20 protein-coding genes, 2 pseudogenes and 1 riboswitch are annotated in these 18,520 nt (G+C 71.2%); of the genes and pseudogenes, 11 read left to right on the plus strand and 11 right to left on the minus strand.

Going from position 1 to position 18,520, the window contains the following annotated elements:
• Positions 1–150 precede the first annotated feature (150 nt).
• A pseudogene (locus ACQ0O7_RS13765) lies at positions 151–891 on the minus strand (chorismate-binding protein); the annotation flags it as partial.
• A gap of 105 nt (positions 892–996) precedes the next feature.
• A pseudogene (locus ACQ0O7_RS13770) lies at positions 997–1,221 on the minus strand (anthranilate synthase component I family protein); the annotation flags it as partial.
• A gap of 668 nt (positions 1,222–1,889) precedes the next feature.
• Between ACQ0O7_RS13770 and ACQ0O7_RS13775 the strand changes: the two are divergent.
• The gene (locus ACQ0O7_RS13775) at positions 1,890–2,090 is read left to right on the plus strand and encodes a DUF5999 family protein (protein WP_092543581.1); all 201 of its coding nucleotides are present in this window, start codon (positions 1,890–1,892) and stop codon (positions 2,088–2,090) included.
• Positions 2,091–2,172: 82 nt separating this feature from the next.
• Here the strand turns inward: ACQ0O7_RS13775 and gcvP are convergent, their stop codons facing one another.
• Entirely contained in the window at positions 2,173–4,983 is a 2,811-nt protein-coding gene (gene gcvP / locus ACQ0O7_RS13780; protein ID WP_430782425.1) for an aminomethyl-transferring glycine dehydrogenase, read from the minus strand.
• A 78-nt stretch (positions 4,984–5,061) separates the two neighbouring features.
• Positions 5,062–5,151, minus strand: a riboswitch (glycine riboswitch).
• Between the two features lie 53 nt (positions 5,152–5,204).
• Here gcvP and mgrA point away from each other — a divergent pair.
• Genes mgrA through ACQ0O7_RS13795 form a run of 3 tightly spaced genes read left to right on the plus strand, consistent with a single transcriptional unit; the run spans position 5,205 to position 7,644 of the window.
• Positions 5,205–6,206, plus strand: coding sequence for an L-glyceraldehyde 3-phosphate reductase (mgrA, locus tag ACQ0O7_RS13785; protein ID WP_430782426.1), 1,002 nt, complete (start codon positions 5,205–5,207; stop codon positions 6,204–6,206).
• A gap of 17 nt (positions 6,207–6,223) precedes the next feature.
• Positions 6,224–6,898, plus strand: coding sequence for a nucleotidyltransferase domain-containing protein (locus ACQ0O7_RS13790; protein WP_430782427.1), 675 nt, complete (start codon positions 6,224–6,226; stop codon positions 6,896–6,898).
• Positions 6,895–7,644, plus strand: coding sequence for a nucleotidyltransferase domain-containing protein (locus ACQ0O7_RS13795; RefSeq protein ID WP_430782428.1), 750 nt, complete (start codon positions 6,895–6,897; stop codon positions 7,642–7,644). Before ACQ0O7_RS13790 ends, ACQ0O7_RS13795 begins: the two co-directional genes overlap by 4 nt.
• 17 nt (positions 7,645–7,661) lie before the next feature.
• On the opposite strand, the gene ACQ0O7_RS13800 is transcribed toward ACQ0O7_RS13795, so the two are convergent.
• Entirely contained in the window at positions 7,662–8,198 is a 537-nt protein-coding gene (locus ACQ0O7_RS13800) for a TetR/AcrR family transcriptional regulator (protein WP_430782429.1), read from the minus strand.
• 81 nt (positions 8,199–8,279) lie between these two features.
• On the opposite strand from ACQ0O7_RS13800, the gene ACQ0O7_RS13805 reads away from it, so the two are divergent.
• Entirely contained in the window at positions 8,280–9,119 is an 840-nt protein-coding gene (locus tag ACQ0O7_RS13805; protein WP_430782430.1) for an ergot alkaloid biosynthesis protein, read from the plus strand.
• A gap of 3 nt (positions 9,120–9,122) precedes the next feature.
• On the opposite strand, the gene ACQ0O7_RS13810 is transcribed toward ACQ0O7_RS13805, so the two are convergent.
• Positions 9,123–10,049 (minus strand): TetR/AcrR family transcriptional regulator, encoded by a 927-nt coding sequence (locus tag ACQ0O7_RS13810; protein WP_430782431.1) that lies wholly within the window; start codon positions 10,047–10,049, stop codon positions 9,123–9,125.
• Between the two features lie 110 nt (positions 10,050–10,159).
• Here ACQ0O7_RS13810 and ACQ0O7_RS13815 point away from each other — a divergent pair, with 110 nt between their 5' ends.
• Positions 10,160–10,399: a hypothetical protein gene (locus tag ACQ0O7_RS13815; protein WP_430782432.1), complete on the plus strand. Its 240-nt coding sequence runs from the start codon at positions 10,160–10,162 to the stop codon at positions 10,397–10,399.
• Between the two features lie 22 nt (positions 10,400–10,421).
• On the opposite strand, the gene ACQ0O7_RS13820 is transcribed toward ACQ0O7_RS13815, so the two are convergent.
• Positions 10,422–11,081: a hypothetical protein gene (locus ACQ0O7_RS13820; RefSeq protein ID WP_430782433.1), complete on the minus strand. Its 660-nt coding sequence runs from the start codon at positions 11,079–11,081 to the stop codon at positions 10,422–10,424.
• A 38-nt stretch (positions 11,082–11,119) separates the two neighbouring features.
• Between ACQ0O7_RS13820 and ACQ0O7_RS13825 the strand changes: the two genes are divergently transcribed.
• The 3 genes from ACQ0O7_RS13825 to ACQ0O7_RS13835 are packed head-to-tail and all read left to right on the plus strand — an operon-like array spanning position 11,120 to position 13,537.
• Positions 11,120–12,127 (plus strand): aldo/keto reductase, encoded by a 1,008-nt coding sequence (locus ACQ0O7_RS13825; RefSeq protein ID WP_430782434.1) that lies wholly within the window; start codon positions 11,120–11,122, stop codon positions 12,125–12,127.
• Positions 12,124–12,678 (plus strand): pentapeptide repeat-containing protein, encoded by a 555-nt coding sequence (locus tag ACQ0O7_RS13830; RefSeq protein WP_430782435.1) that lies wholly within the window; start codon positions 12,124–12,126, stop codon positions 12,676–12,678. The genes ACQ0O7_RS13825 and ACQ0O7_RS13830 overlap by 4 nt, the downstream gene beginning before the upstream one ends.
• Before the next feature lie 4 nt (positions 12,679–12,682).
• Positions 12,683–13,537, plus strand: coding sequence for a hypothetical protein (locus tag ACQ0O7_RS13835; RefSeq protein ID WP_430782436.1), 855 nt, complete (start codon positions 12,683–12,685; stop codon positions 13,535–13,537).
• Positions 13,538–13,809: 272 nt separating this feature from the next.
• Here ACQ0O7_RS13835 and ACQ0O7_RS13840 read toward each other — a convergent pair whose 3' ends face one another.
• The 4 genes from ACQ0O7_RS13840 to ACQ0O7_RS13855 form a co-directional block, all read right to left on the minus strand.
• A complete protein-coding gene (locus ACQ0O7_RS13840; protein WP_430782437.1) occupies positions 13,810–14,118 on the minus strand; it encodes an NIPSNAP family protein in 309 nt (102 codons plus the stop codon).
• A 122-nt stretch (positions 14,119–14,240) separates the two neighbouring features.
• Positions 14,241–14,726 carry a hypothetical protein gene (locus tag ACQ0O7_RS13845; RefSeq protein WP_430782438.1) on the minus strand — a complete coding sequence of 162 codons (486 nt, stop codon included), beginning with the start codon at positions 14,724–14,726 and terminating at the stop codon, positions 14,241–14,243.
• 162 nt (positions 14,727–14,888) lie between these two features.
• Positions 14,889–15,986, minus strand: a complete 1,098-nt coding sequence (locus tag ACQ0O7_RS13850; RefSeq protein WP_430782439.1) for a nucleotide disphospho-sugar-binding domain-containing protein — start codon at positions 15,984–15,986, stop codon at positions 14,889–14,891.
• Positions 15,987–15,999: 13 nt separating this feature from the next.
• Complete coding sequence (locus tag ACQ0O7_RS13855) at positions 16,000–16,377, minus strand: SRPBCC family protein (RefSeq protein ID WP_430782440.1); 378 nt, start codon at positions 16,375–16,377, stop codon at positions 16,000–16,002.
• Positions 16,378–16,505: 128 nt separating this feature from the next.
• Between ACQ0O7_RS13855 and ACQ0O7_RS13860 the strand changes: the two genes are divergently transcribed.
• Together ACQ0O7_RS13860 and ACQ0O7_RS13865 are read left to right on the plus strand one after the other, a co-directional pair.
• Positions 16,506–16,850 (plus strand): hypothetical protein, encoded by a 345-nt coding sequence (locus tag ACQ0O7_RS13860; protein WP_430782441.1) that lies wholly within the window; start codon positions 16,506–16,508, stop codon positions 16,848–16,850.
• On the plus strand, positions 16,847–17,488 hold the full coding sequence (locus tag ACQ0O7_RS13865) for a nucleotidyl transferase AbiEii/AbiGii toxin family protein (protein ID WP_430782442.1): 642 nt from the start codon (positions 16,847–16,849) through the stop codon (positions 17,486–17,488). The genes ACQ0O7_RS13860 and ACQ0O7_RS13865 overlap by 4 nt, the downstream gene beginning before the upstream one ends.
• 122 nt (positions 17,489–17,610) lie before the next feature.
• Here ACQ0O7_RS13865 and ACQ0O7_RS13870 read toward each other — a convergent pair whose 3' ends face one another.
• Positions 17,611–18,516 carry a hypothetical protein gene (locus ACQ0O7_RS13870; protein WP_430782443.1) on the minus strand — a complete coding sequence of 302 codons (906 nt, stop codon included), beginning with the start codon at positions 18,514–18,516 and terminating at the stop codon, positions 17,611–17,613.
• Positions 18,517–18,520: the final 4 nt, after the last annotated feature.

The raw sequence follows: 18,520 nt of genomic DNA on the forward strand, positions 1-18,520 counted from the left end.
TGTGAGGCCTCCCGGTGCCGCGCGTCGGTCAAAGTACGCGCTTGTCCCCCGTTCGTGGGGGCGGTTGCCGACAGTGGCACGCATTCGGTAGAGACGGCTCGGAGAGCGCTATGAGCACCCTGTGCAGGAGGTCCGAGGCAGCCGAACGACCTAACCGGACAGTGCGGCCCGGACCGGCGCCGACTTGGCCGCCGCCTCGTCCACCTCGGCGACCGGATCACTGTCCGCGGTGATCCCGCCACCGGCCCACACGTGCGCCCGGCTGCCGTCGACCGCGACGGTCCGGATGGTGAGCCCGAGATCCAGGTGGTCGTGACCGATCCAGCCCACCCCACCCATGCTGACCCCACGCCCGGCCGGTTCCAGCGCGGCGATCTGCCCGAGAGCGGCCAGCTTGGGCGCACCGGTGACACTGCCGCCCGGGCAGACAGCCCGCAGCAGCTCGGCCAGACCCACGTCGCGGTCCAGGTCCGCGGACACCACCGACTCCGCCTGCCACAGACCACACCATCGCCGTACGGCGAACAACTCCTCCACCGTCACCGGCCCCGTCCCGGGCAGCCGGGCGAGGTCGTTCCGCTCCAAATCCACGATCATCACGTGCTCGGCCCGCTCCTTGGCCGACGCGAGCAGTTCCCGGCGCCCCGCCGCGGTGGCCGGCCGGGTCCCCTTGATCGGCCGGGTGATCACCCGCCCACCCCGCACCTCGACCAGCGTCTCCGGCGACGCGGTGGCGATGGCCCATTCCCCGCCCGCCACAGCGCCGTCCGCCTGCCGCCCCACGGAAGACAGAACGTTCTCCCTCGGAGGCCCACCGCTACCGCCACCCGCCAACCGCCCGCCGGCAGACAGAACGTTCTCCCTCTCGAACTCACCGCTACCGACGCCCGCCAACCGCCCGCCGGCAGACAGAACGTTCTCCCTCTCGGACCCACCGCCACCGCCATCCGCCAACCGCCCGCGGACAATCAGAACGTTCTCCCTCTCGGACCCACCGCCAGTGGCCCAGCCGTCGCCGGGGAGGACGCCGCCGTACCGGGCGCCGGGAAGGTCCGCCACCCGCCGCAGGGCCGCCGTGGGGTCGCCGGAGTAGGGCGCGGACGCGTGGCCCACGACGTTGACCTGATAGACGTCACCGCGCCCGATGGCCTCCCGCACCCGCTGCACCGCGTCGGCGTGATCGGCCCGGGTCCAGCTCTCCCGCCACGATCCGAGCGCCCAGGCCCCCGGCGACGAGGGGGAATCGGGGAAGGCGGCGTCCGGCGGCGGGAGAGGAGCCCCGGCCGGAGAAGGATGGAGCGCGGCGGGCCACTCCGCCGGGCGACCCGCCCGGGAAGGATCCGTCACCGCACCATCGGGCGGCGGGGTGAGGGTGGGCCAGCGGTGGGCCGGGGGTACCGCGAGGGCGCCCGCGACATGCGCGTACACGACCGCGTAAACGTCCGGAATGCCGGGAACCGGGGACGGGGATCCGACGACACCGCCTGCCATCACGGAACCGGCATCCGCCGATACGTAGAGTGCCGCCCCGCAAATGGCGCCATCACCGATCGTCTTGTTTTTGTCATCCGTTCGGCCGAGGTTCCGCACCGGTAGTCCGTTGCCGGCGAGGAACGCTGCCACAAGCTCGGCAGGGTCACCGGGATCACCCCGAAACCATCGAAACGCCCGTAAGGGGTGGTGACGGGCTTGGCAGGAGCGCGGAGCACCCGGCGGAGGACCGAAGGAGGGTCGCGGAGAGTGGTCGACAACCGTCATCGCGTGGAGCATGGAGGGCGAGGATCCGTGAGCCGACGCCGTCACCGGGTTGAACCGTTGTCGTTCGATGTGAGGTAACGTTCGTCACCGCAAATGTGAACCTTCACACAGCCCCCAACCGGAGTAAAACGATGTGCCAGCACCTGAACCCATGCCCCTCCGCCGACGCCACCGACCGTGAGGCCGCGCGCATCATCGCGACCTTCCGGGAGCAGGGCTGGAGCCTGCTCTGCAACGGCGTCATCGTCTTCGAGGACACCGGTGAGCTGCTGCCGGACGGCACGATGATCGAACCGCACCGTGGTCCGGCCGTGCACGCCCTGGCAGCCTGAGAGTAGACGCAGCGTAGTCAACGAGGTACGGAGAAAACGGCGCAGGCCGCGATCAGCGACGACCGCGACCTGCGCAACGGGCTCAGTCCTCGAACGCCTCCGGCGACGGGCAGGAACACACCAGATTCCGGTCGCCGTACGCCCCGTCGATCCGCCGCACCGGCGGCCAGTACTTGGCCGTACGGTCCACGCCCTCCGGGAATCCGGCCACGGAGCGTGAATACGCGTGATTCCATTCATCCGCCGTCACGGCCGACGCGGTGTGTGGCGCGTTCGCGAGCGGGTTGTCGTCCCGGGGCCACTGCCCCGCCGCGACCTTGTCGATCTCGCCCTTGATGGCGATCATCGCGGCGATGAACCGGTCCAGCTCGGCGAGGTCCTCGCTCTCGGTCGGCTCCACCATCAGGGTGCCGGCGACCGGGAACGACATGGTCGGCGCGTGGAAGCCGTAGTCGATGAGCCGCTTGGCGACGTCGTCGACGCTCACACCGGTGGCCTTGGTGATCGGCCGCAGGTCGAGGATGCACTCGTGGGCGACCAGGCCGCCCTCACCCGCGTACAGCACCGGGTAGTGCTCCCGCAGCCGCGCCGCCACGTAGTTGGCCGCCAGCACCGCCGACGCGGTGGCCGCCGCGAGACCGTCCGGGCCCATCATCCGGATGTACGCCCACGAGATCGGCAGGATGCCGGCCGACCCGTGCGCCGCCGCTGACACCGCGTGATGGTCGCCCTGTTGCAGAGGGTCACCGGGCAGGAACTCGGCGAGGTGCTGCCGGACCGCGACCGGGCCGACGCCGGGGCCGCCGCCACCGTGCGGGATGCAGAACGTCTTGTGCAGGTTGAGGTGTGACACGTCCGCCCCGAACTTGCCCGGCCGCGCGTAGCCGACCAGGGCGTTCAGGTTGGCGCCGTCCACATACACCTGGCCGCCGGCCTCGTGCACCTTGGCGCACAGGTCGGCGATCGAGGTCTCGTACACCCCATGGGTCGACGGGTAGGTCACCATGATCGCGGACAGCGCGTCCCGGTGCTTGTCGATCTTGGCGTCCAGGTCGGCCAGGTCGATGTTGCCGTCGGCGTCACAGGCGACCACGACGACCCGCATGCCGGCCATCACCGCGCTGGCGGCGTTGGTGCCGTGCGCCGACGACGGGATCAGGCAGACGTCGCGGTGCTCGTCGCCACGCGACCGGTGGTAGCCGCGGATGGCGAGCAGACCGGCCAGCTCACCCTGCGAGCCGGCGTTCGGCTGCACGCTGACCGCGTCGTACCCGGTGATCTCGGCGAGCCAGCCCTCCAGCTGGGCGACCAGATCCTCGTACCCCCGGGTCTGCGACGACGGAGCGAAGGGGTGGATGTTGGCGAACTCCGGCCAGGTGACCGCCTCCATCTCGGTGGTGGCGTTCAGCTTCATCGTGCACGAACCCAGCGGGATCATGCCGCGGTCCAGCGCGTAGTCCCGGTCGGAGAGCTTGCGCAGGTAGCGCAGCATGCTCGTCTCGGAGTGGTGGGTGTTGAACACCGGGTGCGTCAGGTAGTCGCTGGTCCGGGCCAGGTCCTCGGGGATGACCCGCGGGCCGGCGTCCTTCACCGGCGCGCCGAAGGCCTCCAGCACCGCCGCGACATGCGCGTCGGTGGTGGTCTCGTCGGTCGACACCGAGATGTGGTCGGCGTCGACGACACGCAGGTCGATCCCGGCCGACGCGGCGGTGGCGGCGATCGTGGCCGCCCGGCCCGGCACCCGGACCGTCACCGTGTCGAAGAAGGCCGGGGTGACCACCTCCAGCCGCGCGGCGGTCAGCCCGGCCGCGATCACCCGGGCCTTGCGGTGGGTGCGCAGCGCGATCTCCCGCAGGCCGGCCGGGCCGTGGTACACCGCGTACATGCTGGCCATCACGGCGAGCAGCACCTGGGCGGTGCAGATGTTGCTGGTCGCCTTCTCCCGGCGGATGTGCTGCTCGCGGGTCTGGAGGGCGAGACGGTAGGCCCGGTCGCCGTCGGCGTCCTTGGACACCCCGACCAGCCGGCCGGGCAGCGACCGCTCCAGGCCGGCACGGACCGCGAGGTAACCGGCGTGCGGGCCGCCGAAGCCGAGCGGCACCCCGAAACGCTGGGTGGTGCCGGCCGCGATGTCCACGCCGATCTCGCCGGGCGCCCGCAGCAGGAGCAGGGCCAGCAGGTCGGCGGCGGCGGTGACCAGGGCGCCCTTGGCGTGGGCGGCCTCGACAAGGGCCGTGTGGTCCCGGACGGTGCCCGAAGCGCCCGGGTACTGCACGTGCAGGCCGAAGTAGTCTTCGGGAAGATCGCCGCCGTCGAGATCCACCAACTGGACGTCGATGCCGAGCGGTTCGGCACGGGTGCGCAGCACCGACAGCGTCTGCGGGAAGGTGTCGGCGTCCACCGCGTACACGCTGCTCTTGCTCTTGGACGCGCGCCGCGCGAGGGTCATCGCCTCGGCGACCGCGGTGGCCTCGTCGAGCATCGAGGCGTTGGCGGTGGTGAGCCCGGTCAGGTCGGTGACCATGGTCTGGAAGTTGAGCAGCGCCTCCAGGCGGCCCTGGCTGATCTCCGGCTGGTACGGCGTGTACGCCGTGTACCACGCGGGGTTCTCCAGGACGTTGCGCTTGATCACCGCGGGGGTGATGGTGTTGTAGTAGCCGAGACCGATCATCGGGGTGGCGAGCACGTTGCGGCCGGCGATCGCGCGCAGCTCGGCGATCGTCTCCTCCTCGGAGGCGCCGGCCGGCAGGTCGAGGACACCGTCGAAGCGGATGCTGGCCGGGATGGCGGCATCCATCAGCTGACCGACCGACCCGTACCCGATGGTCTTGAGCATCTGGGTCTGCTCGTCGTTGTCCGGGCCGATGTGGCGTGCGACGAACGGGGACGTCATGGGCGACTCCAAGCGTGAGAAGGTCGGCAAACAGACCTCCCCCTCTGTCATACCCCGAATGCGGGCACTTCAGAGCGCCTGCCCGGTACGGTTCCTTTGCCTGAGAGGTTCCGGGGAGGAATTGCCCCTTCGGCGCCCTGTCGACAGGGTCTCTCCCGCACGGGTGTTGTCGGCAATCACAACGTACCAGCGCGCACCGACATGATCGGGAGTCCTAGGGTGTGCCTGTGACGTACTTCCCTGCCGCCGACCGCTACGCCGAAATGATCTACCGGCGTGCTGGTCGCAGCGGTCTCAAGCTCCCCGCCATCAGCCTGGGCCTCTGGCACAACTTCGGTGACGCCCGGCCCGGCGACCGTCAGGCCGACATCGTGCGCCGCGCGTTCGATCTCGGGGTAACCCACTTCGACCTGGCCAACAATTACGGGCCGCCGCCCGGCAGCGCCGAGACCAACTTCGGCCGGATCCTGAAGGCGGACTTCCAGCACCACCGCGACGAGATGATCATCTCGACGAAGGCCGGTTACACGATGTGGGACGGCCCGTACGGCGACTGGGGTTCCCGCAAGTACCTGGTGTCGTCGCTGGACCAGTCGCTCAAGCGGATGGACCTCGACTACGTCGACGTGTTCTACCACCACCGGCCCGACCCGGAGACCCCGCTCGAGGAGACGATGTCGGCGCTGGACGCGATCGTCCGCTCCGGCAAGGCCCTCTACGTGGGCATCAGCAACTACAAGAGCGAGCAGGCCGCCGAGGCCGCCCGGATCCTGCGGGAGCTGGGCACGCCGCTGCTGATCCACCAGCCGTCCTACTCGATGCTGAACCGGTGGATCGAGCACGACAACCTGCTCGACACCCTGGAGACCGCCGGCGCCGGCTGCATCGCGTTCAGCCCGCTCCAGCAGGGCCTGCTCACCGACCGCTACCTCGGTGGCATCCCGGCGGATTCGCGGATCCGGACCAGCGTGTTCCTCAACGAGAGCGCCCTGGACCAGAAGACGCTGAACCGGCTGCACACGCTCAACGACGTCGCCAAGCGGCGCGGCCAGTCCCTGGCCCAGCTGGCGCTGGCCTGGGCGCTGCGCGACGAGCGGATGACCAGCCTGATCATCGGCGCGTCCAGCGTCGGGCAGCTGGAGAACAACGTGGCCGCGCTGAAGAACCTCAAGCTCGACCAGAGTGAGCTGGACGAAATCGACGCGACGGTGCTGGCGAGGTAGCCGTACCCTCCCGGGTCATGACCGACCTCGTCGAACGGCACACCGCCCTGGCGGTCGTGGTCGGCTCCCGCGCCTATGGACTCCACGGGCCCGGGTCCGACCACGACCGGCGGGGTGTCTTCGTGGCGCCGACCCGCTCGTTCTGGTCCCTGGACAAGCCGCCGACCCACTTGGACGGGCCGGCCGAGGAGCAGTTCTCCTGGGAGATCGAGCGGTTCTGCGTGCTGGCGGCGCAGGCGAACCCGACCGTGCTGGAGGTGCTGTGGTCCGATCTCGTCGAGACGGTCACCGCCGACGGGGAGCTGCTGCGGGCCACCAGGCGGGCGTTCCTGTCCCGGCGGGTCGCGGACACCTACGGGTCGTACGCCCGTGACCAGCTCGCCAAGGTGGCGTCCCGGCGCGAGCGGACCGGCGAGGTCAACCACAAGCAGGCCATGCACATGATCCGCCTGCTGATGGCCGGTGCCCACGTGCTGCGCACCGCGGAGGTCCTGGTCGACGTGTCGAATCTTCGAGATCAATTGCTTGCGGTACGCCGCGGCGAGGTCCCCTGGCCGGAGGTGACGGAGTGGGCCGGCCGTCTGCAGGACGACCTCGCCGCGGCGGCGGCCACCACCGTGCTGCCCGAGCACCCGGATCGGGCCGCGGTGGACGCGATGCTGGTGGCCGTACGGGAAAGGAACCTGAAGTGACCACCGTAGTGCCGGAGTGGGCCGCCGACGCCGCCACCGCCCTGCCGTATCCCCTGCTCTTCGCCACGGTGAGCGGCGCCCACCTGTACGGTTTCGCCTCCCGCGACTCCGACCTGGACCTGCGGGCCGCCCATGTGCTGCCGCCGGCCGAGGTGGTCGGCCTGCGCACCGGCCCCGACACCCTGGAACAGTCCGGCGTCCGCGACGGCGTCGAACTCGACATCGTCAGCCACGACCTGCTGAAGTTCGCGAAACTGCTGAACAGCCGCAACGGGTACGTCCTGGAACAGCTGCTGTCCCCGCTGGTGGTGGTGACCACCGACGTGCACCGCGAGCTGACATCCCTGGCCCCCGGCCTGATCACCAGCAACCACGCCCACCACTACCTGGGGTTCGCCCGCACCCAGGAACGCCTTTACCACGGCACCGGCCAGCTCAAACCGGCCCTGTACACGCTGCGTGTCCTGCTCACCGGCATCCACCTGATGCGCACCGGCACGCTGGAATGCGACCTGCGCGTCCTCGGCGGCCGTCTGCCCTACGTCCCCGACCTGCTGGCCGCCAAACGCGAGGCCGAGCACGGTCCCCTTCCGGCCCAGGCGGCGGCGTGGCTGGCAGCCGACGTCCCCGCCCTGCGCGCCGAGCTGGAGGACGCGAGAGACGAGACGAAACTGCCGGGGTACGCCGACCCGGCGGCCGTCTCCGCCCTGCACGACCTGGTGGTCCGCACCCGCCTGAGCCGCTGACCGGCCCGCCGTGGTGATCAGCCGAGGATCGCGCTGACCAGTGCTCGCAGGCCGGCCTCCGGATCGGTGTCCGGCCGCTCGCGCAGGTGCTCCACCAGATCGCTGCGGACGGCGGCCAGCAGGGCGTGTGCCAGGAAGTCCGCGTTCTCCGGCCCGCGGGCCCGCGTGATCAGCGCGGTGAGCCCGGTGTGCAGCCGGTCGTAGGCCTCGTTCTGGTACGGGCTGCCGGAGCCCTCCCGTTCCAGGGCGAGTGCCAGCACCCGGTGGCGTTCCTTGAACCGCCACGTCCGCAGCAGCAGCTCGGCAGCGCCCGCCGCGCCGGTGGCCCCGGGCGCCGGTGGCCGGCTGCCGAACTCGGCGGTGAGGCGCTGCTGGTAGAGCGCGGTGAGCAGGGCGCGCCGGTCACCGAAGCCGCGGAAGATCGTGCCCTTGCCGACGCCCGCCTCGGCCGCGACCGCGTCCATCGACACCTCGTCCGGCTCGGCCGCCGTGTCGAACAGCCGCCCGGCGGCCGCCAGCACCGCCTCCCGGTTCCGTGCCTTGTCAGCGCGCACCACCACTCCCCCCGCTAAAACGGACCGGCAGTCCGCTAAGGTTGATGCGGACCGCTGGTCCGTATCTTACGAGGAGACACCATGCCCCAGAACCCGGCACCCGTCCTGATCACCGGCGCGAGCGGCACCACCGGCAGCCGCCTCGCCCGCCTGCTCACCGAGTCCGGCGTGCCGATCCGGCGGGCCGGGCGCACCGGCGGCGACGTGCGATTCGACTGGAACGATCCGGCCACCTTCGCCGGGGCGGTCCGCGACATCCGCTCGGTCTACCTGATCGCCCCGCTCGGCGTCGCCGACCCGGCCCCCATCGTCACCCCGTTCCTGGCGGCGGCCCGGGACGCCGGCGTCACCCGGATCGCGCTGCTCGGCTCGTCCGCCATCCCGGTCGGCACACCCGGCCTCGGCACTCTCGGCCCGCTCGCCGGCGAGTACATCCCGGAGTGGACCGTGCTGCGCCCCTCCTGGTTCGCCACCAACTTCACCGGCGGCCACCTGCACGCCCGGACCGCCCGCCGCGACGGCGAACTGGTCAGCGCCACCGGCGACGGCCGGATCCCGTTCATCGACCCCGCCGACATCGCCGCCGTCGCCGGCCACGTCCTGACCACCCCGGAAACACCACCCCACGATCTGGTGCTGACCGGCCCGGAAGCGCTCCGCTTCGACGACGTCGCCGCGGCGCTCACCACCGTCACCGGCCGCCGCGTCAGCCACCGCCGTGTCACCGAGACCGAACTGGCCGCCCACCTGCGGCGGCACGGCACCCCACCGGAGTTCGCCGGCCTGCTGGCCGCCCTCGACACCGCGATCGCCGCCGGCGCCGAGAACCGCACCACGACCACGGTCCGGGACCTCACCGGCACGGCGCCACGCCCCCTGCTCCACGTCCTGCGCTCCGAACAGGGCAGCCTCCTCAACTGACGTCTACGGGTCCATCGAAGTCCGCGATCTGACCCGCGCGGCCTCGGCTGCCTGTTCGGCGTACGAAACTGGCCCGGATGGCGGCCTGTCGCCGCGAACCGCGGGCTTCCGGACGACGTCTTCGCCGTCATGCGCACCCTCGCGCAACGCCTCGGAGACGAGGGCGTGCGGCTCGTCACCCGGTTCGATTGAACTCGTGGCGCTGGAACCCGGTTCCGCCAGGATGCGGTTCAGGTGGTGGTCCAGGGTGCGCCGCACGTCCGCCCGGGTGCGGCGCCGGTGCAGCAGGTCCAGGCCGAGTCCGCTGATGCCGCCGACGAGCAGGTTCGCCTCCTGGGCCGGATCGATCGAGGGCCGGGCGCCGGCCGCCGCGATCAGGGCGGTGACCAGGTCCTCCAAGGGGTGCTCCTGGTGCAGGAAGACCGCCGCGAGCGAGGGATCGGTGAGGCTCCACGCGTAGTAGGCGGTCATCACCCGCAGGCTGGTGCGGCGCTGTTCGTCGAGTGGGAGGAGTTCCTCGAGAGTGGCGCGGAGCAGCACCCGGGGGTCGGACGCGCCGCGTAGTGCCGCGATCCGTTCCCGGCTGTGGTGCCCGTTGTCCCGGTGCAGCGTGCGCAGCGCGGTGATCAGCAGATGGTGCTTGCCGGTGAAGTGGTACTGCACCACCCGTGGGGTCACGTCCGCCTCGGCGGCGATCTCGCGGATGGTGGCCCTCTGTAGTCCACGCTCGGCGGCGATCCGCCAGACCGCCTCGACGATCCGGCGACGGTGACCGGTCAGTTCCGGCTCGGTGGCCTCCGGGAGCGGTGGATTCTTGCGCGCCCGGTATGCCCGGGCCTGGCAGGCGCGGGAGCAGTAGACCGGCCGGCGGCCACGCGCGGGCGGCCGCACCGGCCCGCGGCACACCGGGCACCTCGTTTCGTCACGCACCCACTCAATCTAGCCGCGCATTAAGTGTGACGTTTCGGCAGTTCAGGGCTTGCTGACGGCAATTCCCGATGGTGTCGTTGATACGTTCGTATCACGACAGGGAGTGAACTGTGGACGACGGCTGGTACCGGCTGGCAATGCTTCTCACGCTCGCCGCGGGCGTCTGGGAGGGCCCGATCGCGATCATCTTCCGCGTCTTCACCGACAAGGGCCCGAGCGTGATGGTGGCGGCCAACTACCTGCCCGCACCGTGGTGCTACGCCGCCGCGACCGCAGCGGCGCTCGCGGCGTTCGCGGTGATCGCCCTCCTGGAGACCCGGCGCCGGAGAACGATGTCCGACGTCCGATGATCTCGTCCGGCTGACGGCGATCTCAATCGAGGGAGAAGGGGTCGACGGCGACCGGGAGCAGGCCGTCCGGGGTGGCGTAGAACAGGTGGTCGCGCAGGTGCGGCTCGCTGTTCAGGGCGGCCGGATCGCCGCCGGCGCGGACCGGGAACGGCTGGGCGGCGATCCGGGCGTGCAACTCGCTGAACGGCCAGTCGGCGCCGAACAGCCGCCGCAGCCGGGCCATGGTCGTCACGTCCCCCGGGCGCACCCTGTCGATCCAGATGTCGGCGGTGCGGGGCAGGTTCCAGGGGCGGCGGACCGGGCTGCGCGGGCAGCCGGGCAGGTGAGGGCGGTCGCGGACCTGCGCCGTCCACCACGTGTCGTCGTCCGATACCTCCGGACGGTACGTCTCCGCGTCGACGGGAGCGGCCGTGCCGCGCAACCGGAGTGGCAGGCGTACCCGGTGCTCCTCCAGGTAGTGGGCCAGGCCTTCCGGCCACTCGTACACCCCGTCGGTCAGCACCGCCGCACCGAGCGGGCGGCCGCACAGGACACAGGCCCACGGGGTGCCCCGCCAGGCGAACGGGGTGCCGGACCGCAGGTACGCGATGGCCTCCCGGTCCGGTTCGGCGTCCGACACGAACGCGCACACGTCCGGCCCGCCGTCGTCGCCCGGTTCCGCCCAGAAGCCGATCCGTGTCACGGTGGCCAATGTACGCGTGTCCTGAAAGGATTCACCCCATGGAGTACCGGAATGTCGGGGGCAGTGGACTTCGTGTCAGTGAGCTGTGCCTCGGGACGATGACGTTCGGCAAGGAAGCGGACGAGACGGAGTCGCACGCGATCCTCGACAGGTTCGTCGAGGCGGGCGGCGACTTCATCGACACCGCCGACGTGTATTCGGGAGGAGCGTCCGAGGAGATCATCGGGCGGTGGCTGGCCCGGCAGCGGCGGGATTCCCTGGTGGTGGCCACCAAGGGCTTCTGGGGCACCGGCGACGCCCGCAACGACCACGGCGCCGGCCGCAAGCACCTGATCGCGGCCGTGCACGACAGCCTGCGCCGGCTCGGCACCGACTACCTCGACCTGTACCAGCTGCACTGTTTCGACGAGACCACACCCGTCGAGGAGACCCTGTCCACGCTCGACCAGCTGGTGCGTACCGGCAAGGTCCGGCATCTGGGGGTCTCCAACTACGCGGCCTGGCAGCTGCAGAAGTCGGTGGACGTGGCCCGCTTCCGCGGCTGGGAGCCGTTCGTGGCGTCCCAGCCGCTGTACAACCTGATCGACCGGGAGATCGAGCACGAGCACGTGCCGGTGTGCCGAAACGAGGGGGTCGGGATCATCCCGTGGTCGCCGATGCGCGGCGGCTGGCTGACCGGAAAATATCGGCGCGGCATGACGTCGGCCCCGACCGGCGCGCGCTGGGACGGCGACCAGCAGCCGTGGCTGGGCAACTGGGAGAACAGCGTCGACGAGCGGGTGTGGCGGGTCACCGACACCCTCATCGACGTCGCCTCGTCAGTGGGCCGGACCCCGGCCCAGGTGGCGTTGCGCTGGGTGGCGCAGCGGCCCGGGGTGACCGCCCCGATCGTCGGCGCCCGCAGTGTGGCCCAGCTCGACGACACCCTCGGCGCGGTCGGCTGGGCCCTGGACGGCAAGCACATGGACCGGCTGACCGAGGCCGGCGACCAGCCCCCGCCGTACCCGCACGCCTATCTGGCCCGCTCCCCCCGGCGCCGCTCGTGACCGAATTCGCCAAGGGGAGCCGCCATCAGGGCCGGCGGTTCTCCGGGCTGGACCTGTGCGAGATCGATCTGGAGGGTGTCGAGTTCTCCGAGTGCGTCTTCCACGACGCCCGGTTCAACTGCTCCCAGCAGACCGACGTGGCGTACCTGAACTGCCGTTTCGTCAACAGCAACTTCTTCGACGCGTCCTTCACGAACTGCAAGGCCGTGGGCAGTACGTTCGAGCGCTGCACCTTCGACCTGACAGGCGTGGACGGCGGCGACTGGTCGTTCATCACCCTGACCCGCGCCGACCTGGGCACCGCCACCTTCACCGGCGCCCGGATGCGGGAGGCCGACCTGACCGGCACCCGCTGCCGCAACGGCACGATGCGCGGCCTGGACCTGTCCGGCGCCCAGCTCGGCGGCGCCGACTTCACCGGCTGCGACCTGCGCGGCACCGACCTGCAGGCGTTCGACCCGCGGGTCACCGAGATGAGGGACGCGGTGATCACCGTGGATCAGGCGGTCACCCTGGCGATGGCGCTCGGCCTGCAGATCCGGGAGGTGTGAGCCGATGACCCGGACCACACCGCCCCGCCCGGTGGACATCGCCGAGCTGTTCCCGGAGTTGCGCGACCACTGCGCCACCACCACCCGGCTGCACCCGAGGCCGGGCACCCCGGGGGTCGGCGACAGCTCGATCGGCGGGCCGCCGCGGTGGCCGGCCGGCGAGCCGTGGCCGTACTGCACCGACGGCGACCACGACGACGACAAGGACATGCTGACCACGCTCGCCCCGGTGGACCAGCCGATCCCGATGATCCTGGTGGCCCAGCTGTACCGGCGGGACGTGCCCGGTTTCATCGGCCCGGACGACCACGACCTGATGCAGGTGCTGTGGTGCCCGCTGGACCACACCGAACACGACTACCAGCCGCGCGTGCACGTGGTCTGGCGGCGGTCCGCCGACGTCACCGAGGCGCTGGACACGATCCCGGAGCCGCCGGTGGCCAACGAGGCGTACCTTCCCCGACCGTGCGCGCTGCACCCGGAACAGGTCGTCGAATACCAGTTCCAGGATCTGCTGCCCGACGATCTGCGCTCACGCATCGACGAGTGGGATTCCGGGTCGCCGAGCTACTTCTTCGACCTGTCGCTGGCGCCCGGCTGGAAACTCGGCGGCTTCCCCGACTGGTCGGTGTCCGGCCCGCGAAAGGTCAGCTGCGCGACGTGCGGGTCGGAGATGGCCTTCCTGCTGGCCGCCGCCAGCGGCGAGTGGGCCAACGAGGGGCAGAGCTGGCGTCCGCGGGACGATCCCCCGGACACCGACATCGACCCGGCCGGTGTGGTTCTCGGCCGGGCCGAGGACCTCAACCTCTTCTACTGCCCGGCCTCCTTCGACCATCCGGTGGCCGCGGCCGGTCAGTAGCGGTGTCACGGAGACCGCGTCCGACCCTGCCGTCGAGCCATCCCTCAGAGCGGAACTCTTGATCGAGGTCCGATCTGCGCGGCACTGAGGCTCGCGCGGCGGGGCGACGTGGGCCCGGGGCCGGCCCGGGGTGGGTGCTCGCGCCGGTGTCCCGGCCCCGGCATGCGCCCACCGACCGGCGTGAGTGTGACGCCGCCGGGATGGGGTGCCGGACGCCTGCGCACGAGCCGGGAGGGTGCGCGTTCAGCGGGAGCGCGACCTTCCGACGGAGATCATCCGGGTAGCAGCGGCCGCATGAACGTGCGGTCCCAGCGCAGCACACACCCCGACTCGTCGCGGATCCGGTCGGCCGCCACGAACTCCGGATCCACCCCGAACCGCGCCCGGTACCGCTCGTAGGCGGCCAGGCTGTCGAAACTGAACAGCGCCTCGGCCCGGTCGCTGGCCCCCTCAGCCGGCAGGAAGTAGCCGTGGTGCACCCCGCCGTGCAAGGCGACCAGACGCATCCACTCGCGGGCGAACCGCTCGAAGGCATCGATCCGCGCCGGGTCGATGACGTAGTGCACGACACACGTGATCACCCGAACACCCTGCCACACCGTCGGGTGTGGACGTGTCGCGACCACACCCGGCGGTGACACCCTCGCCGTCAGCGTGACCGTGATCCGGGCCGCCACCCGAGGGCGACCCGGTCACGGCCCGGTCATGGCCGGGGCGCCACCCGCGGCATGATCCGGCGCTCGCCGGATTCGGCCATCGCGTGCAGAACACCACCGGCGATCGGCACCACCCGGGCCAGACCCGGTTGCCCGTTACGCCGGGCCAGCTCGGGGCCGAGCCGGTTCATCAGCAGGGTCAGGGCCGGCAGGGGACGTACGTAAAGGGTGATCTCGGTGATCAGACCCTCGCCGTCCAGGCGCAGCCGCTGCGCCTCGAAAATCCGGGCGGCGCCGATCCGGGCCTCGTAGAAGAGCGCCACCAGCGGCCCGTCACCGGCCTGATCGGTGTAGGTGACGCCGTCGATCTCGGCCAGCGCCACTTCCAGCAGGGTGCCGACCTGCTCCCGGCCCCGGAACGTGAACCGCTCGGTGATCGGCGAGATCAGCGTGACGTCCGCGCTCAGGGCGGTGACGGCCCGGGCGGCGTCACGGGACTCCCCCGCCGCACGCCATACCGCTACCGCGTCCATCCCCGCACGGTGCCACAGTGGTTCCCGCACCATCAACCCGAAAGGCAACCATGACCGATTTCGATACGCACGAACGATCCCGCTGGGCCGGCCGGGCCACCACGTTCCGGGACAGTTTCGCCGCCCTGCTGGCCGCCGCCACGGTGAGCGGCTGACCAGGGGTCAGCGGCCGGCCAGCTTCTCCAGGGCCGGGACCACAGCGGCCGGGGACGGCATCGCGGCGATCTCGGCGGCCACCTCGCGGGCCGCGGCCAGCAGCGACGGGTCGGTGAGCAGCCGGTCCAGGTCGGCGGCGGTGATCGACTTGGCGGGCACGGCCAGGCCGGCGCCCCGGCGGGCGAGCAGCTCCGCGTTGTGCCGGCGGTCCCCGGCGCCCGGCGTGGTCAGCTGCGGGACACCGGCGGCCAGCCCGCCGAGCACACTGCCCGCCCCGGCGTGGTGGACGAACGCCGCCGCGTACGGCAGCGCCTGGTTCAGCGGGATCCGGCCGACCGGGCGCACGTTCCGCGGCAGCCCGCGCCGGGTCTCGCCGCGGACCAGCACGAACTCGGCGTCCACCGCGCCCGCCGCGGCGATCACCGCCGGGCCGGGGTCGCCGGTGTCCGGCCCGGACAGGGTGGACCGGCTGACCAGCACCCGCGGCCGGTCCCCGGGGGTGGCCAGCCAGTCGGGCAGGTGGCCGCCACCGGAGTACGGTTCCGGCCGCATCGGCACCGCGCCCGGCCCGGCCGGGACCGCGCGCAGGCTCGGCGGGGTCACCGCGATCGTCAGGTCCGGCGCCGGCACCTCCCGGCCGGCCAGCACCGAACTGCCGGCCACCGCCTGGAACAGCTGCTCGGCCGGCCACAGGGTGTTCTCCTGGAGCACCGACGGCACGCCCAGCCGCCCGGCGACGATCGCACCGACCTCGCTGAGGGACTCGTACACGATGAGATCGGGTTTCTCGGTCCCGGCCAGGGCCAGCAGCGGCTCCTCCAGCGCCAGCCCGGCCCGCCCGAAGATCTCCCCGACGAACCGGTGCCCGGCCCGGCCGGCCATCTCGGCCCGGGCCAGACGCGGATGCCGCAGGGCGGACCGCATCGCCCCGGACCGCAGACTGAACCGGGCACCGATGTCGGCGGTGCGCAGCCCGAGCACGTCGGCCGGGAAGTCACCGGAGGCCAGGACCACGTCGTGCCCGGCGTCCCGGCAGGCGGCCGCGAACGGGATCAACGGCAGTAGATGCCCGGACAGCGGCACGGACACGAAGACGATGCGCATGCCCAGCGTTGTATCACGCTTCCAGGATGCGTTTCAGCCCGTCCAGGTCGGCCTGCACGGCGCGGACGTCGGCGTCGAAGTCCACAGTGCTGTTCGCCCGGCGTACCGTGAAGATGATCTCGCTTCCGTCGCCGTCGGCGATCACCCGCACCGGGTTGTAGAAGGTCTCCCCCGACGCCACCGTCACATGATGGTCGAGCACCCCGAGGTCGTTGCGCGGCGCGAACACCACCTCGACCCGGCCCAGGGCGGCCGAATCCACAAACCAGCGGCCGTCGACGTTCTCGATCGTGCTGCCCAGGCCGGGCGCCCACGCGGGCAGATTCGCCGGGTCGGCGATGTACTCGTAGACGTCTTTGACCGGCCTGTCGATGTGTGCGCTCAGATGCATACCCGGAAACTACCCGGGCTCCGGCGAACCGGTCTTGAACGAATCGGCCGCCCGCAGCACACCCTCTAGACCATCCTAGGAATCTAGGTGTTTGCCTTCTGTACGGTGTGTCGGTTTAGGCTGATGGCATGTCTGTGAGTACCGCCCCCGTCACACACCTCGCCAGGCCGCACCGGCCGGTGGTCGTGGCGGGCACTCTCAGCGAGTTGCGCGGCCCCACCGCCGGGCTCGTCGAGCTGCCGTTGCGCCTCTGGTGGCAGCCGCAGCGGGCCTTCGACCTGAGCCAGCACACCATGCTGCTGTGGATGTATGAGAACGTGCTCCGCGAGGCGATCCGGGTCGACGAGCTGCGCGGACATCTGGACGGCGCCACCCTGGTCCGGCTGTGGCCGGAGCTGAACCTGCCGCGCGGCGTCCGGGCCGCCTGGGAGGCCCGGCATCCCCGGCTGCGGGTGCGGGCCGCCGCCGCGTGAGCGTCGACGACTTCTACCGCGACATCGCCCGGATCGCCCTCAAGGTGGCCGACAAGCACGGCTTCGTCCTCGGCGGCGGGGTGGCCTGGCTGGTCAACGGCCTGGTCGCACGGCCCACCGAGGATCTGGACCTGTTCACCGACACGGCCGGCGGGGTGGCCGCGGCGGCCGGCGAGGTGACGTCGGCGCTGACCGCGGCCGGCTACCGGGTGGTCCGCGAGGAGGCCGACGAGCTGTTCGAGGGCATGAACGCCGACATCCAGGAATTCCTGGTGGCCTCCGAGTCCCGGGCGCTGCGGCTGACCCTGTGCCGCCTGGACCGCAACCGCGCCCCGGTGGTGATGGACGTCGGCCCGGTCATGCACCTCGACGACCTGGTCGCCACGAAGGTCGCCGCCCTGGTCAACCGGCGCGAGGTCCGCGACTACATCGACGTGGCCGCCGCCCTGGAACGCTACCCGCTGGACCAGGTGCTGCGCCTGGCGCACGCCGCCGACCCGGCCCTGGACCCGGAGGACATCGCCGACGCCGGCCGCTACCTGGACCGCCTCGACGACGCGCGCTTCGCGCTCTACGGCCTGGACCCGGCCGCCATCGCCGCCCTCCGCTCCCGGTTGTCCGGCTGGCCGAGAGACTGATTTCCGGTACGCCGCACACCTCCCACAACCGCAGCGCATGGCAGATCGCGAGAGTCCCCGCGAGCCAGGCGCCCCACCGGACCGCCCGGCGCCCGCCGGGCGGATACGGCCGTCGCGGCCACTCACTCCGGTACGGCGGCGGATCGTGCCCGGCCGGCCTGCCGATGGAAGACCACCGTCACCCAGGCGCACATGAGAAAGGTCGTCGTCACCGCCGCGTAGGCGGGCCAGACCGGAACGCGCGCGGTCCCACCGGTGGCGGCGAGGACGGAGACACCGACCGACGGCATGGCGGAGACACCCAGACTACAGATCGACAACTTCGAATAGCTGCGGAGCGCGCTCGCGGCCGGGCCGGCATCACCACGCCCCAGGTGTGGGGCGATCGAGGCCGCCACGAGGATCACCAGAACGACCGAGCCGCCGAAGACGAAACCGGACGAGCCGTCGGCCCGGTGAAGGCCGACCACCTGATAGGCGGCGGTCAACAGCGGCGCCAGACTGCCGGACACGATCCCGATCTCCCGCTCGATCCGGAGGCCGGCACGCAATATCAGCTGGTGGATCCCGAGCAGCCCCATCAGCCCGGCGACACCGAATCCGGTGCCCGCGATGACGTGCCCCACCTCCAAGGCGAGGACGAAGTCCTTCATTCCGGACAGCATCGAGTACGCCAGTGCGGAGGTCGTCATTCCCATGAAACAGGAGAACAGCAGCAGCAGGGCATTCTGCATGTGATCGTCGGGGACTCCGGCCCCGCCGACCGCGCCGATCCGATGGGTGATCAGCACCACGATCGAGCTGAAGGCGAAACCGGCTATCAATCCGGAAAGCTGCGAATAGGCGTCAGCTACTTGTGCCGCATCCACATTGGCCGCCTCGGAGAGAATGGGTCGTGACGTGCTTTCTCGGCCGAATGGAAAGGTTTCGTCTCCGGCACGTCGCTCGGCCGGAAAATCTATCAGGAAGCCACCGGGATGACCCGATATCCGATCTTTCATCTGCTGTCGGTAATCGAGCATCGCCATCGTT

It is taken from the genome of Actinoplanes sp. G11-F43, assembly GCF_050589265.1.
GTDB lineage: Bacteria > Actinomycetota > Actinomycetes > Mycobacteriales > Micromonosporaceae > Actinoplanes.

Coding starts and splice junctions, on each gene's coding strand:
- ACQ0O7_RS13775 (WP_092543581.1), top strand. CDS start 1,890: ATGTGCCAGCACCTGAACCCATGCCCCTCCGCCGACGCCACCGACCGT.
- gcvP (WP_430782425.1), bottom strand. CDS start 4,983: ATGACGTCCCCGTTCGTCGCACGCCACATCGGCCCGGACAACGACGAG.
- ACQ0O7_RS13790 (WP_430782427.1), top strand. CDS start 6,224: ATGACCGACCTCGTCGAACGGCACACCGCCCTGGCGGTCGTGGTCGGC.
- ACQ0O7_RS13805 (WP_430782430.1), top strand. CDS start 8,280: ATGCCCCAGAACCCGGCACCCGTCCTGATCACCGGCGCGAGCGGCACC.
- ACQ0O7_RS13825 (WP_430782434.1), top strand. CDS start 11,120: ATGGAGTACCGGAATGTCGGGGGCAGTGGACTTCGTGTCAGTGAGCTG.
- ACQ0O7_RS13835 (WP_430782436.1), top strand. CDS start 12,683: ATGACCCGGACCACACCGCCCCGCCCGGTGGACATCGCCGAGCTGTTC.
- ACQ0O7_RS13845 (WP_430782438.1), bottom strand. CDS start 14,726: ATGGACGCGGTAGCGGTATGGCGTGCGGCGGGGGAGTCCCGTGACGCC.
- ACQ0O7_RS13850 (WP_430782439.1), bottom strand. CDS start 15,986: ATGCGCATCGTCTTCGTGTCCGTGCCGCTGTCCGGGCATCTACTGCCG.
- ACQ0O7_RS13855 (WP_430782440.1), bottom strand. CDS start 16,377: ATGCATCTGAGCGCACACATCGACAGGCCGGTCAAAGACGTCTACGAG.
- ACQ0O7_RS13860 (WP_430782441.1), top strand. CDS start 16,506: ATGTCTGTGAGTACCGCCCCCGTCACACACCTCGCCAGGCCGCACCGG.
- ACQ0O7_RS13870 (WP_430782443.1), bottom strand. CDS start 18,516: ATGGCGATGCTCGATTACCGACAGCAGATGAAAGATCGGATATCGGGT.